This window comes from uncultured Dysgonomonas sp. (genome assembly GCF_900079725.1).
Lineage (GTDB): Bacteria > Bacteroidota > Bacteroidia > Bacteroidales > Dysgonomonadaceae > Dysgonomonas.
The window spans coordinates 2585496-2600478 of sequence record NZ_LT599032.1 but is presented as its reverse complement, the minus strand read 5'-3'; the positions used below and the strand labels follow the sequence as shown (position 1 = coordinate 2600478).

At 39.9% G+C, this 14983-nt stretch carries 14 protein-coding genes; 5 read left to right on the top strand and 9 right to left on the bottom strand.

The window, feature by feature from the left end; translation table 11 throughout:
- Positions 1–217: 217 nt before the first annotated feature.
- Positions 218–1060 (bottom strand): phosphatidate cytidylyltransferase, encoded by an 843-nt coding sequence (locus QZL88_RS10800; RefSeq protein WP_296941052.1) that lies wholly within the window; start codon positions 1058–1060, stop codon positions 218–220.
- 285 nt (positions 1061–1345) lie between these two features.
- Positions 1346–1474 (bottom strand): hypothetical protein, encoded by a 129-nt coding sequence (locus QZL88_RS10795; RefSeq protein WP_296941050.1) that lies wholly within the window; start codon positions 1472–1474, stop codon positions 1346–1348.
- 219 nt (positions 1475–1693) lie between these two features.
- Between QZL88_RS10795 and thrC the strand changes: the two genes are divergently transcribed.
- On the top strand, positions 1694–2992 hold the full coding sequence (gene thrC, locus QZL88_RS10790) for a threonine synthase (protein WP_296941048.1): 1299 nt from the start codon (positions 1694–1696) through the stop codon (positions 2990–2992).
- Positions 2993–3049: 57 nt separating this feature from the next.
- Here the strand turns inward: thrC and QZL88_RS10785 are convergent, their stop codons facing one another.
- The 5 genes from QZL88_RS10785 to QZL88_RS10765 form a co-directional block, all read right to left on the bottom strand.
- Positions 3050–3949: an IS3 family transposase gene (locus QZL88_RS10785; protein ID WP_296945052.1), complete on the bottom strand. Its 900-nt coding sequence runs from the start codon at positions 3947–3949 to the stop codon at positions 3050–3052.
- On the bottom strand, positions 3871–4392 hold the full coding sequence (locus QZL88_RS10780; protein ID WP_296941046.1) for a hypothetical protein: 522 nt from the start codon (positions 4390–4392) through the stop codon (positions 3871–3873). The genes QZL88_RS10785 and QZL88_RS10780 overlap by 79 nt, the downstream gene beginning before the upstream one ends.
- An 80-nt stretch (positions 4393–4472) precedes the next feature.
- Positions 4473–5174, bottom strand: coding sequence for a porin family protein (locus QZL88_RS10775; protein WP_296941043.1), 702 nt, complete (start codon positions 5172–5174; stop codon positions 4473–4475).
- Positions 5175–5344: 170 nt separating this feature from the next.
- Complete coding sequence (locus QZL88_RS10770; RefSeq protein WP_296941041.1) at positions 5345–5971, bottom strand: outer membrane beta-barrel protein; 627 nt, start codon at positions 5969–5971, stop codon at positions 5345–5347.
- Between the two features lie 316 nt (positions 5972–6287).
- The gene (locus QZL88_RS10765; protein WP_296941040.1) at positions 6288–8183 is read right to left on the bottom strand and encodes an amidophosphoribosyltransferase; all 1896 of its coding nucleotides are present in this window, start codon (positions 8181–8183) and stop codon (positions 6288–6290) included.
- 691 nt (positions 8184–8874) lie between these two features.
- On the opposite strand from QZL88_RS10765, the gene QZL88_RS10760 reads away from it, so the two are divergent.
- The 4 genes from QZL88_RS10760 to QZL88_RS10745 are packed head-to-tail and all read left to right on the top strand — an operon-like array spanning position 8875 to position 13240.
- Entirely contained in the window at positions 8875–10416 is a 1542-nt protein-coding gene (locus QZL88_RS10760; protein WP_296941038.1) for a YifB family Mg chelatase-like AAA ATPase, read from the top strand.
- Between the two features lie 30 nt (positions 10417–10446).
- Positions 10447–11055 (top strand): DUF4254 domain-containing protein, encoded by a 609-nt coding sequence (locus QZL88_RS10755; RefSeq protein ID WP_296941036.1) that lies wholly within the window; start codon positions 10447–10449, stop codon positions 11053–11055.
- Positions 11056–11084: 29 nt separating this feature from the next.
- Positions 11085–12128: a glycosyltransferase family 9 protein gene (locus QZL88_RS10750; protein ID WP_296941034.1), complete on the top strand. Its 1044-nt coding sequence runs from the start codon at positions 11085–11087 to the stop codon at positions 12126–12128.
- Positions 12125–13240 carry a glycosyltransferase gene (locus QZL88_RS10745; protein WP_296941031.1) on the top strand — a complete coding sequence of 372 codons (1116 nt, stop codon included), beginning with the start codon at positions 12125–12127 and terminating at the stop codon, positions 13238–13240. Before QZL88_RS10750 ends, QZL88_RS10745 begins: the two co-directional genes overlap by 4 nt.
- 18 nt (positions 13241–13258) lie before the next feature.
- On the opposite strand, the gene QZL88_RS10740 is transcribed toward QZL88_RS10745, so the two are convergent.
- Together QZL88_RS10740 and QZL88_RS10735 are read right to left on the bottom strand one after the other, a co-directional pair.
- Positions 13259–13975, bottom strand: coding sequence for a glycosyltransferase family 2 protein (locus QZL88_RS10740; RefSeq protein WP_296941029.1), 717 nt, complete (start codon positions 13973–13975; stop codon positions 13259–13261).
- 33 nt (positions 13976–14008) lie between these two features.
- Positions 14009–14950 carry a UDP-glucuronic acid decarboxylase family protein gene (locus QZL88_RS10735; RefSeq protein WP_296941027.1) on the bottom strand — a complete coding sequence of 314 codons (942 nt, stop codon included), beginning with the start codon at positions 14948–14950 and terminating at the stop codon, positions 14009–14011.
- Positions 14951–14983: the final 33 nt, after the last annotated feature.

Genomic DNA, 14983 nt, shown 5'->3' with positions numbered 1-14983 from the left:
TCTCTCTCTCTCTCTCTCTCTCTCTCTCTCTCTCTCTCTCTCTCTCTCTAGCAAAATACAGCTAACCTCCAAATTTTCAGTTGAAAAAGAAGTGCAAACAAGTGTATATTTTGCGGGAGAGAAACTCATTAAAATAGAATTATGTGTTCTGTTTTGTTGCAACAAATGTAGATAATTTGTTTTCAATTGACAAATTAAAATCTTTAATCTTAATAATTTATATACAAGAAATAAACGAATCGATCAATAATAAATAGACACACACTGCCGGAATAGCCAGTATCGTACTGTCGAAACGGTCAAGAATGCCGCCGTGTCCGGGTATCATATTACCCGAATCTTTTACTCCCAAGGTACGTTTTATAAGTGACTCGAAGAGGTCGCCCCAGGTTCCGAATACGACTACTACAGCTGCAAAGCCAAGCCATGCGACAGTGGAGAGATTGGTGAAAAAGTGCGCAAAAATAAGAGAAGAGGCTATAGCTACCATTGCTCCGCCAACGAATCCCTCCCATGACTTCTTAGGAGATATACGCTCAAACAAGCGATGCTTTCCAAAAGCCATCCCTGTAAGATAGGCAAAAGTATCGTTCACCCATATAGTTACCAGCAGAGCCAGAATATATACATAATGGTAACTTCCGGGTTCATAAGCAAATACAAGATAATTTGTCAGAGCCAAAGGGCCTGCAATATAAACCTGCCCAAGCAGCGAATAGGATAAAGACTGAATAGGATTCTCACGTTTCATGTACAATTCACTGATGAAAAGGACTATCAGATAAATCATATACGGAACAAAAGCAAGTGCAGATGATGAATAAACACAATAGTAAAATCCTCCTAAAAAAAGAAAAAATCCTCCTAATATATTCCATGGCCGGATAACAGGAACTTTTACAGCTTTTTCTATCAATCCGTAAAATTCATACAGACATAATACAATAAGTAATGAGAATATGACAACAAAAGTGTACTCATTTATGAGTATTCCACCCAGTAACAAGCCGATGAATACGGCTCCGGCAAGGATACGGACAACAATATTAGGTAATTTCAAGGTGTTTCTTTTTTCATTATAACGTAACAAAAGTAGTAAAAATAGAGATATTCTATCCAGATATTCAGAAAATAAAAGGAATTGACAAGTCTAGTCATATTTTTTTCTGAATAATGTGAATCAGCAGCTGGATCTGAATATTCTATTTTTCTACGCGCCGTCCGGCTTGTTTTTCTTAACTTTTTCTTGATAAAAAGTTACAAAAATCAAGGCTGCATCCCCCGGCGACCCAAAACCGCAGCTCCGGTGGGGCAAAATAATACAGAATCATCTATAGCCGGATTATCAGCCGGGTATAGCAGCTACCGTATTTTGCCCTACACCTCCGCTTTGCGGATTGGGTGCCCCGCCTGAGGGACGAGGCCGGGATTGCGATGCGTCGACAGACAGAGGCTCTTCATGCTTTAGCCCCACGTGCGTCAGCCGACTCGTAACTCGTAACTGCCCACGGAGCGTAGTAACTTGTAACTAAAAACGAACGTTTCTATCCTACAATAATCACCTCAACTACTGATTGGCATGAATAATAGTTCGAAATATTTGTCAATCAAAATAATGAGATTCGAATATAATGTTTATTCGTTTGTCTCTTCTCTTTCATTTTATTATTTTTGTCTCTCAAATTAATGTAAAATGAAGTATTACAGTACAAATAAGAATGCGCCGGAAGTCAGCTTGCAAGAAGCAGTAGTTAAAGGGCTGGCTCCTGACAACGGGCTCTATATGCCCGAAACTATAAAAGAATTGCCTCAATCTTTTTTTGAAAATATAGGCAATATGAGTTTTCAGGAGATAGCATATACAGTCGCCGATGCTTTCTTTGGAGAAGATATAGAGCGCGATACACTCAAGAGTATTGTTTACGACACCCTTAATTTCGACACTCCTGTAGTACATGTAAAAGATAATATATACAGCCTTGAGCTCTTTCATGGTCCTACTCTTGCGTTTAAAGATGTGGGAGGGCGTTTCATGGCTCGTCTGCTAGGCTATTTCATTAAGAAGCAAGGACAGAAAGACGTGAAAGTCCTGGTGGCCACATCGGGAGATACGGGTAGTGCTGTCGCAAACGGATTTTTGGGAGTGGAAGGTATCCATGTATATGTTCTCTATCCAAAAGGGAAAGTAAGCCAGATACAGGAATGCCAGTTTACCACATTAGGCCGGAATATAACAGCAATAGAAATAGAGGGGACATTCGATGACTGTCAGGCGTTGGTAAAAGCCGCCTTTCTGGATGAAGAACTGAACCGGAAGCTTAATCTGACTTCTGCCAATTCCATTAATGTAGCCAGGTTCCTCCCTCAGGCATTTTATTATTTCCATGCCTATGCTCAACTTGCCAAGCAGGGGAAAGCCGGAAATGTAGTGTTTTCGGTGCCTAGCGGCAACTTTGGTAATATTACTGCCGGATTGATAGCCAAACGGATGGGATTGCCTGTAAAGCGTTTTATTGCAGCAAATAACAGCAATGATATTTTCTATAAATATTTGCAAACCGGAGAGTATAATCCGCGTCCTTCTGTACAGACAATTGCGAATGCCATGGATGTGGGGAACCCCAGCAATTTTGTCCGCGTGCTCGACCTTTACGGTAAGTCATTGAACGAGATAAAGAGAGACATATCGGGAGAATGGTACAATGATGATTGTATAAAGAAGATAGTAAAATCCACCTATGATGAGACCGGCTATTTACTCGATCCTCATGGCGCATGCGGCTATCAGGCATTAAAAGATGAATTGCAGCCGGGTGAAACAGGTGTTTTCCTTGAAACAGCGCACCCTGCCAAATTTCTTGAAACAGTAGAAGGTATCATAGGCAGGCAGGTGGCTATTCCTGAAAAGTTACAGGCTTTTATGAAAGGGAAAAAACAAAGCATAGACATGAGTAAAGAATTTGCTGATTTCAAGCAATACTTACTGAAGTAAAAAATAAAGCCCGGTAAGTGATCTGACCCCAAAAAGTTGGACGGATTAATAAAAAATTCAAGTGTATAGAGTTCGGTATTTTACCGGGCTCTTTCCTTTTAATTTAAGTTTGATTCTCTCATTATTATAATACTCGATGTATTCTGTCAGTTCCTTTTTAAACTCACTGATGCTCTTAAATTTCTTCAAATATAGTAATTCAGACTTCATAATGCCAAAGAAATTCTCCATAACAGCGTTATCCAAACAATTACCTTTGCGAGACATGCTTTGTATAATTCCATTCTTTTTAAGTGTCATCTGATATTGCTTATGTTGATAATGATATCCCTGATCTGAGTGCAAAATAAGTTCGCCGGTTATGTTCACTTTATTTTGAGCCTTTTTTATCATATCCATAACCATCTTTAAATCAGGACTGTCGGATATGGTATAAGATATGATTTCCCCATTGAACATATCAATAATAGGAGAAAGATATGCCTTCTTACCCTCAATTTTAAATTCAGTAACATCTGTAGCCCATTTTCGGTATGGCTTTTCAGCTTTAAAGTCACGATTAAGTACGTTAGGAGCAATCCTGCCAACTTCTCCTTTATATGACTTATATTTTACCTTACGGACTTTTGATTTCAGATGCATTTCTGCCATAAGTTTTTGCACCGTCTTATGATTAATCAAATATCCCTCATTTAGGAGCTGCATATACACCCGACGATACCCATAACGTTTGTGGTGAGCTTCAAAAATATCAACTATACGTTTTCTTATATCAGCATATTTGTCTGTGCTGTTAATACGGGATATATGATAATAGAAGGTTGAGCGAGCCATCCCATGGATCCTCAGTATTGTTTGAAGATCATGACCTTTCTGCCTTAGTCCTTGGATGGCTTGCGCCCAATCTTGCGTAGACGGGCTTCCTTTTCTTCGACTAAGGCTTTCACTTTTTTTAATAGCTCATTCTCTATTTTGAGCTTAAGATTCTCTTCACGGAGCTTTTCGAGTTCCGTCTCAGGTGCTTTCTTCTTAGGTCTTCCCATACCTTTTGCGCGGCCTCGTTTTTTTGTAATATCAAGCGCATTCAAACCGTCAGTTCTGGCTATCCGTAGCCAAGTGGATATACGGCTGTCGCTTGCTCCATATTTTAACGAAGCTTCAACCAAAGATAAATGATTATTTTCAATATCGGAGACTATTGTACGCTTTAGCTCTCCACTTGCACAAATATTCTTCTTTTTGCGTAAGGCTTCTAAACCATGCTGCTTATACTGAATCCACAAACAAGTTAAGAGCTTAAAACCGATCCCATACTTTGTACTTACGTAATTGATACTGTAACCGTCTTCAAGCAGATGCATATACATGAGACGGTCGGAAAAGGAATGTGTTTTATTCATAAATAAACCCCAAAGTTTTTTGTCCAAACTTTGGGGCTCACTTCAAAGATACCGGGCTTTATTTTTATATCAAAGAATGATCAGAACTTATATCCTAAAGTGACATAAGCATTCCTGTTTTTTACTTTCTTATCTTCTCGTGATATATCATATAACCCAAAGTCATATTTAAAAGATATATTCACATGCTCATATTCTACACCCAGACCAATACCAATACCCCAGTCAAATTCACGGAAATGCGTATCACTGAAGGTCTCCTCTCCCCTTCTCCATCCGTCAATCATTTTTATGTAATCATTCAGGTTCATAGTAGTAGTTCCTTCCGGTGTTCTTATAACAACTTCGTCACCCAGCTCTGTTTGCCCGTCAATACCGTAAGCTATATAGGGACCGGCCTGTACCATCAGTCTTGTTTTTTCGGATAAGTCGATCTTGTATCCCACATGTACCGGAATCTGTAGGTAATTAGCAGCTACTGTCGATTTTTTAATACTTAGGCTTGTACCCTCGTTTTCATCTTTGTTCAGCAGATCGTATTTAGCACCCTTGTTAGCAAATTCGATAGCAGAAGAAAGATACAGGTCGCGATTGAGGAAATAGTCGAATGTCAGCCCTCCGGTAAACGAATGCTTTATTTTAGTATTGTAAGAATACTCACTAAGATCTGAGAATACGAATCCGGCTTTGACCCCGAATAAGAATTTTTTCTCCTGTGCATTAGCAGACAAGCCTGCTATCAATAATATTGACGCTAAGGTAATTTTGATTATTTGTCTCATAAAATACTTTGGTTAAGATTATGTAGTTTAATTTGTATAAATAAGATATATATATGAAACAAAGATATATAAATTATTGGTTTCCGTATAAATAAAAAATGATTTTTATAATTCCCGGAAATAAGAAAGCCCGGAATTTCCGGGCTTTCTATATAATTGAGAAGATATTCTTAGAATAAGAATTTAACACCAATAGTTAAATCACCTATTTCAGTTCCATGTGTATTACCATTGAATCTGAAAGAATTGCTGCTATCACCACCTTTAGGCTTAGAGCTATTGTAACGGGCACTCAATATAGTGAAAGATGTTTCTACTGAGATCCAGTCATTGATTATATAATCAAAGCCGGGAGCTAATGCTACAGCAATATTAGTGTCGTTTACTTTCAGTTTGTTATCCCCGCTTCCATATTCAGTACTACCGAAAGAAAGAGGAAGGGCTGCTTGTCCGAAGAAATAAAGTCCACCAGTGATGTTCCAGTATTTTCTGGCAAAAGGCATGATGCTGAAATCTGTAGACTTTTCTGTTTGTTCACCTCCTACTTTAACTTTTCCCGATTCGAAACCTAAAGCGGCCCCAACAGCTACAGATGGTGTAACAAATGTACCCACCAGAGGAGCAACTGTAAAATCATTAACTTTTCTCTCTAGTGCTTGACCAGAAGAAGTTGTATATGATTTATCGCTTCCGAAGCCTACCTGACCTCCGACAAACCAAGTTCCTTTAAGACCATCTTGTGCATTTGCAAACAGGCATGACAATGCCAAAGCGCTGACTAGTAATAATTTTTTCATAATTTTCTAATTAATGTGATCGTTTTTAAGTTTGTTTTACGATGCAAATATATATGTATATTTCTTAATTTTAAAACTTATTACGAAAAATTCTATTATATATTGCACATCTACTTTGTTTCCAATGAGATAGGCCGGATATAAAAATCAACAAAGATGTGATAAAAAAATAATCATAAAGAAAGTATAATGGTTTATTTTCTGATAGTTTAGCATCAGTCGCTATTATTCGCCAAATGATAAATTTATATAAAAACCGGGACTAAAGAGTGTATAATCTTTAGTCCCGGTTTTGTCAGATATCGTCTGATAAAAGTCAATACGACCTCTTGTCTATTCCTTCTATATAATTCAGGAATGCAGTATTCACCATCCTGTTGCCACCCGGGGTGGGGTAATTACCCGAAAAATACCAATCCCCTTTGTGATTCGGGCTGGCTTTGTGAAGATCTTCAATGGTCTGGAACACAATTTCTATCTTAGCCTGTGTCCCTTTCGGCGTAAGCATTTCGGCCATTTTGGTCGATATTTCTTCGTTAGAGAACGGTGCGTAAATTTCTTTTACATAATTCACTATCTCTTCTTTCGGCTTGTTCTTTTGTGCAAGAGATTTATGGTACACATCGTCTATAACCGATTGCATCCCTCTCTCTTTCAATAATTCGATAGCAGCTCTGAATGCAGCAAATTCACTCATCCGCGACATATCTATACCATAGCAGTCCGGATACCTGATCTGCGGAGATGAAGATACGATAACTATTTTTTTAGGGTGCAGACGGTCTAGTATTTTTATAATACTTTGCTTGAGGGTTGTTCCCCGCACTATACTATCATCTATCACCACCAGATTGTCTTCATATGGGCGAACCGAATCGTATGTTATATCATAGACATGGGCCGCCAGATCATCCCGGCTACCGTCCTGTGCGATGAAAGTCCGCAACTTGATGTCTTTGATAACAACCTTTTCGGTGCGTACCCGCATAGATAATATCCTTTGCAGTTCTTCTTCGGAAATGGATGAACCCTTTTCGGTAATTTTCTTTAGCTTTACATCATTCATATGCTTGTTGAGAGCCTCTGTCATTCCGAAAAATGCAACTTCAGCCGTATTGGGTATGAATGAGAACACCGTATGTTGTATATCATTATCTATCGCTTTCAGAATAGGCGGCAGAAGTAGTTTACCCAGATCTTTGCGTTCGTTGTATATATCGGCATCCGAACCTCGGGAAAAATAAATCCGTTCGAACGAGCAAGGGGAAACATTCCGTGGTTCCTGTATTTGTGAAAACAATACCTGTCCACTCTTTTTAACAATGATTGCCTGTCCCGGATCAAGTTCTTTTACTTCGGCCACATCGAGATTAAGCGCCGTCTGAATTACAGGTCGTTCCGATGCTACTACTACAATCTCATCATCGTGGTAGTAGAAAGCCGGACGTATACCGGCAGGGTCTCTGTATACAAATCCGTCGCCACAGCCGATAATTCCGCCAATGGTATATCCCCCGTCCCAGTTCTCACTGGCTTTGTTGAGCATGAAATGTATATCGAGGTTCTTTTCTATCAGGTCGTTCAGGTCTTCTCCTTTTACTTTTCGGTCTTTGCCAAATTTGTCATATTGGAACTGTACTTCCCTGTCGAGATGATGCCCGAGAGATTCGAGAAGAACGAATGTGTCGGCGTAGTCACGTGGGTGTTGCCCTTCAGCTACCAATGCTTCGAACAGCTCATCAACATTGGTCATATTGAAGTTCCCAGCTAACGCAAGGTTCCTCGATCGCCAGTTACTGCGACGCAGAAATGGATGTACATATGAGATGCCACTCTTGCCGGTTGTACTGTAACGCAGATGCCCCAAAAATAATTCACCTGCAAATGGCAGATATTGGCTGGCATATGCAGGATCACTTAATTTTTCCCTGGATGTTTTTTCGTAATTCTTGTATACATTCGAGAAGATTTCCGATATGGCACCTGAGCCTGTAGCTCTTTCTCTGAATATAAACTCGCTACCCGGAGGTGAGTCTAATTTTACTACAGCAAGTCCCGCGCCTTCTTGTCCACGGTTGTGCTGTTTTTCCATCAGCAGGTATAATTTATTCAATCCATACTGCCATGTACCGTACTTCTTTTGATAGTAGTCAAGCGGCTTTAGCAAGCGTATCATTACGATACCGCATTCATGCTTCAAAGGCTCCGTCATATAAAGATCTCCTTCTATTGAGAATTTGTTGAGAATAGTTATTCAATTTCATTAGTCATTTTACATACGTTTCACTCCTGTGACCGTTGGTTCTCGCAATGGCATAATTCAAATAAATTTGATTCTGCTCTCATTGCTTAACGAAAATGCCCTTTTGAGGCTACAAAGATAATATGATTTTTTCTGTAATCCTAAAATATTATAGCTCCAATACGGGGATTAACAATAAGCAACAGAAGTAGCCGGCAGAAAGGGAACAGAGGCGGGATTGCCTGCCGTAATATTTTCTCTGATGAACAAATATTATATACTTTATCTATACAGAAAAGCGATCAGCTTACAGCTCTTTGATGTATAAACAAGAGCCCCCTCAATCCCCCATGGGGGACTTACAATGAGGGTAAAAAGTAATAATAGAAAAGCTGTTACCTTTGTTACCTTTTGAAAGTTGTAAGCGTTGAGTAATAAGTATAAAGGAGTTCTATTGTTGACTGCTAACTGTTGACTGTTAACTGATATATGTGTAACCTTTGTTACCTTTTCTTGAACCGAAAATTGAAAATGAGCTCCTAGCTGCTAGCTATTCATTGCTAACAGATATATGTTTGTCCGAAAAATAAGGGATTTATACTTTAACCGTATCCTCTTTTTTCTTACATTTGCTTCTTGTTACTCATTTTTACTCCTTTAGATGTTAGTAAAGGTTTTTGGCGCAGCTGTACAAGGCATACTTGCGACATTGATTACAATAGAAGTCAATTGTTCGAAAGGCATAAAGTTTATGCTTGTCGGATTGCCTGATGCATCCGTAAAGGAAAGTCACGAACGTATAGTTTCGGCACTGCAAATAAACGGCTATAAATTCCCCCGTCAGCAGATCGTTATCAATATGTCCCCTGCCGATATAAGGAAAGAAGGTACAGCATACGACCTGCCTTTGGCAATCGGCATACTGGCGGCTTCCGAAAGTCTGAAATCAGATAAACTTGAAGATTACATGATTATGGGAGAATTGTCGCTCGATGGCAGTATACTTCCCATAAAAGGAGTACTCCCCATAGCCATAAAAGCAAGAGAACTCGGCTTTAAAGGCTTGGTTCTACCTCGCAGAAATGCACGCGAAGCGGCTGTAGTAGATAATCTGGATGTATATGGGGTGGACAATATAAGTGAGGTTGTCAGCTTCTTTAATGAAGAAATAGAACTGGAAAAAACAATAATAGATACCCGTGCCGAATTTTATAATGCACAACAGATCTTTGAATTTGATTTTGCAGATGTAAAAGGACAGGAGAATGTGAAGCGGGCCCTGGAAGTTGCTGCTTCGGGCGGACACAATCTGATTATGATAGGCCCTCCGGGAGCAGGAAAGTCGATGATGGCAAAGCGCATGCCATCCATCCTCCCCCCATTTATTTTGCAGGAAGCATTGGAAACGACCAAAATACATAGTGTTGCAGGCAAGATAGGGAATGAAACTTCTTTGATGGCTCAACGTCCGTTTCGTAGTCCTCATCATACCATTTCCGATGTGGCACTGGTTGGCGGTGGTGCCTATCCCCAGCCCGGCGAGATCAGTCTAGCGCATAACGGGGTTCTTTTTCTTGACGAGTTGCCCGAATTTAGCCGTAGTGTACTCGAGGTCATGCGGCAGCCGCTCGAGGACCGGAAAATATCTATCTCGAGATCGAAATTTTCGGTTGAATATCCGGCCAGTTTCATGCTGGTGTCGTCGATGAATCCGTGCCCTTGCGGATATTATAACCATCCTGAAAAGGAATGCGTTTGTCCCGGAGGTGCTGTTCAGAAATATTTGAATAAGATATCGGGACCACTCCTCGATCGTATAGATATACACATCGAAATAGTTCCTGTACCATTTGAGAAAATATCGGATAAAACGCCGGCTGAAGCAAGCACATCCATAAGAGATCGCGTTATAAAGGCAAGAGATATACAGGCTCAACGCTTTAAAGATGATAATGAAATATACTGCAATGCGCAGATGACACCTAAACTTCTTGCCAAGTATGCTTCTCCGGACGAGACAGGTTTGCAACTATTAAAAACGGCTATGGACAGATTCAATTTGTCGGCCAGAGCCTATGACAGGATACTAAAAGTGTCGCGCACAATTGCGGATTTGGATAGTTCCGAAAAAATACAGCCAAAACATTTGGCAGAAGCCATAAACTATCGTAATTTAGACCGGGAAACTTGGGCAGACAAATAGTATAATTAATATAAAGATAAAGAACAAGCCATGACTTTTACCGATTTGAGTAATTCTATTTTCGATAAATCAATTAATGATTATCATAAAACGGACAACGTAGATAGTCCTATCAGTAATCCTTATACTGAGAAATCGATAGAATATTTCCTGTATCTTAAAAACTGGATAGATACGGTGCAGTGGCATCTGGAAGATATTATCCGCGATCCGGATATTAATCCGGCAGAAGCCTTATTAATAAAGCGCCGTATAGATAAATCAAATCAGGACAGAACAGATCTGGTAGAGCTCATAGATAGCTATTTTCTGGATAAATATAAAGATATAAGCCCTCTGTCTGATGCCCGTATTAATACCGAAAGCCCGGCATGGGCGATAGACCGTTTGTCTATCCTAGCCCTTAAGATATATCATATGCAACAGGAAGCTGACAGAAAGAACACATCGGCAGACCATAATGAACAAGCGTCGAAAAAGCTTCAGGTTTTACTTACTCAGCGAAAAGATCTTTCTACGGCTATAGAAGAATTACTAGAGGACATAGAGACAGGGAAAAAATATATGAAAGTATATAAGCAGATGAAGATGTATAACGATCCAAGTCTTAATCCTGTTTTATATGCAAAAACACAATAACTAGATAGAAGCTCACAAAGAATACGGTTATGTCTAAAGTCTTGGTAATACGGATATCTTCCTTCGGGGATGTAGCTATGCTCGTCCCGGTAGTATATTCTGTTGCCGCAAAATATCCTCAAGATCGTTTTTCGGTAATGACCCGGAAAGCATTCGCCCCCCTATTCGAGAATCTGGGATTTAATGTTAATGTTATCCCACTCGATATTAAAAAAAGACACCGGGGATTAATAGGTTATTTCAGGGTAATGAGACGGTTGTCAGCCATGAGATTTTCCCATATAGCCGATGTGCATGACGTCCTGCGATCGAAAGGTATCCGCCATTCCATGTTTTTCATGGGACGCAAAGTTGCACATATCGATAAAGGTAAGAGTGAAAAAAAATATGCGATAACTCATAAACAACTGGATCCCCCTCTCAAACATACAATGCAACGCTATCAGGAAGTTTTTGATAAATTGGGCTTTCCTGCACCAATGGTATTCAACAATTTCTTTGATTTCGTGCCGCGGAATTTTTCAGATCTTAAATCCGTTGCCAAAGAGAAGAACGGCAAATGGATTGGTATAGCGCCTTTTTCTAAGCATAAGGGTAAAATATATCCTTTAGAGAAAATGTCGAATATAATTGGTATACTCTCTAAGAAAGAGGGAGTTACTGTATTCCTGTTTGGCTCGGGTAAGGAGGAACAGAAGGTATTATCCGGTTGGGCCTCAAAATATCCGGACACGATTGATCTCACCGGAAAGCTTAATTTGCAGAAAGAAATGCTTTTTATTTCATATTTGGATGTTATGCTGTCAATGGATTCGGCTAACATGCATCTTGCCTCATTGGTGCAGGTGCCAGTAGTATCTGTTTGGGGAGCAACCCATCCGGCGATGGGCTTTTATGGATTCAGACAAGATATAGCCAATGCAGTTCAGATTGACTTGGATTGCAGACCATGTTCGGTTTTTGGTGATCTACCCTGCCAGAGAGAGAATGAGGAGTATGCCTGCATGGATAGAATTACAGAGGAATCCGTTGTATCAAGAATATATAAGGTACTAGATAAGATAGATTCATGAGAATTGCAATCCTTTCACCGTTTTACCCTTACAGGGGAGGTTTAGCCCAACTTAATGCCCGGTTATATACAGAACTCTCCAGACAGAATGAGGTGAAGGCATTCACGTTTACAACCCTCTATCCCGACTTCCTTTTTCCCGGTAAGACTCAGTATGTCGCTGAAGGTGATACTGCTACTGTAATAGACAGTGATCGTGTATTGAACAGTATAAATCCTTTTACATATATCCGGACAGCCAGACGTATTAATAAATATGCTCCCGATCTGCTTATTATACCTTACTGGATGTCTTTCCTTGCGCCTGCTTATGGCTCGGTATGTCTTTTCCTTAACAAAAGGACTAAAGTAGTAGCTCTTGTTCACAATGCGATCCCACATGAAAAGAGATTTGTAGATAAGTCATTTGCCCGCTTTTTCTTCAATAGATGTGATGCATTTATTGTCATGAGTGAACCTGTCCGGCAGGATTTACTCTCCCTGAAAAAAGATGCTAAGATACTATTACAGCCACATCCGATATATGATCAGTATGCTGAACGTACAAGTAAAGCCTCCGCATGTGAGACGTTAGGCATTAGGGAAGACAAGAAGAACCTCCTTTTCTTCGGATTGATACGCGATTATAAGGGATTGGATATTCTTATCGAGGCTATGGGAATGCTGGATGACTCTTATCAGCTAATCATAGCCGGTGAGAGTTATGGCAGCTTTGATAAATATACTGAACTGATTAATCAATCACCTTTAAAAGATAATATAGTTGTCTTTGAACAATATATTCCCGATGATATGGTATCAACCTTATTTTCTGCAGCAGATGTGCTGGTTCTGCCATACAAGTCTGCGACACAAAGCGGGGTGGTAGCTTTAGCTTATCAGATGGAGTTACCTATGATAGCTACAAATGTGGGTGCACTGGGGAGTACTGTTAAGGATTCTGAGACAGGCCTGGTAGTATCTGAGCCTACTCCCGAGCACGTAGCCAAGGGCATAAAGGAGTTTTTCAGCTCAGGCACAATTTTCTATAAGGATAGCCTCAAAAGAGAGAAGAAACGGTTGTCGTGGGATAATTTCACCCGGTCAATCGAATCTTTCTTCTCTAGCCTGTAGTCAGTTATATTATTCGGATCACTTCATTCTGAATAATCCGTATTTAAGCATACAGATAAAAGCTCTTACTCCGTCTCTCCAGCCTATCTTCTTGCCTTCTTCGTAAGTCCGTCCATAATAGGATATACCCACTTCATAGATTCTTACATTAGGATATCTTGCGACTTTGGCGGTCACTTCCGGCTCAAATCCGAAGCGTCTCTCCTGTAAAGGGATGGACTTGATAATATCTGAGCGGAACAACTTATAGCACGTCTCCATATCCGAGAGATTGAGGTTGGTAAACATATTGGAGACAAATGTCAATAGCTGATTACCGATAGAATGCCAGAAGAAAAGTATACGATGAGGCTTCCCTCCCATAAATCTTGAGCCGAATACAACATCTGCAAATCCGTCTACCACTGGTTTTAATAAGATATTGTATTCTTCCGGATCATATTCAAGGTCGGCATCTTGTATAATAAGATACTCGCCTGTAGCTTCTTTAATACCTCTGTGCAGAGCAGCCCCTTTACCCATATTCACAGGCTGTTCGAAGAGTTTCATATCTGCTTGGGGATGCTCGTCAATATAGGCTTTTACCACCTTTACTGTATCATCTTTTGAACAGTCGTTAACAATGATAATTTCTTTGTCGAAATTACCGATCAGATTTACAGCCAATACCTTATTAAGTATCAGGTGTATTGTTCTGGCTTCGTTGTATGCAGGAATTACAATTGAAAGTTTCATGTTTAAGTTATATTTATGTCTTCGTAAAAGTCTTTATTTCAATATGCTATCAAAGTATGTTATGGTTTCTGTAAGCCCTTCTCTCAATTGGATTTTAGGTTCCCAACCCAGTTTCTCTTTAGCCAAGGTTATGTCCGGTTTTCTTTGTTTAGGATCATCGCTAGGCAAAGGCTTAAATACTAATTTTGATTTAGAACCTGTTAGTTCCAGGATAAGATTAGCTAACTCAAGCATTGTGAATTCACCCGGATTACCTGTATTTACAGGGCCGACAAACGAATCATCAGTGGCCATCATCCTTATCATGGCTTCAACCATATCGTCCACATATTGGAAGCTGCGGGTCTGTGTACCATCCCCGTATATGGTGATATCCTCCCCTTTCAAAGCCTGAACTATAAAATTCGAAACCACGCGACCGTCTTCCGGATTCATACGTGGGCCATATGTGTTGAATATACGGACTATCTTAATCTTTACCCCGTTTTGGCGGTGATAGTCCATAAATAATGTCTCAGCACAGCGTTTTCCTTCATCATAGCAGGAACGTATCCCTATAGGGTTTACATTTCCCCAATATGACTCCGGTTGAGGATGTACATGAGGATCGCCATATACTTCACTTGTCGAAGCCTGCAGTATTTTTGCTTTCAGGCGTTTTGCCAGTCCGAGCATATTAATGGCTCCCATAACGGAAGTCTTGATAGTTTTAATAGCATTATACTGATAATGAACAGGAGAGGCAGGGCATGCAAGGTTATATATCTGATCCACATCTACATGAAATGGATGGACAACATCATGCCTGATTAATTCGAAGTAAGGATTGTTAAGTAAGTGTATGACATTCTCTTTGGATCCGGTGAAATAATTGTCTAAGCATAATACCTCATTGCCTTCATTCAGAAGCCTTTCGCAGAGGTGTGATCCGATAAATCCGGCTCCTCCTGTTACAAGTATTTTTTTACGAGTCATTTGCTTTTAGTCTATCTTATTGTTTGTAAGTTC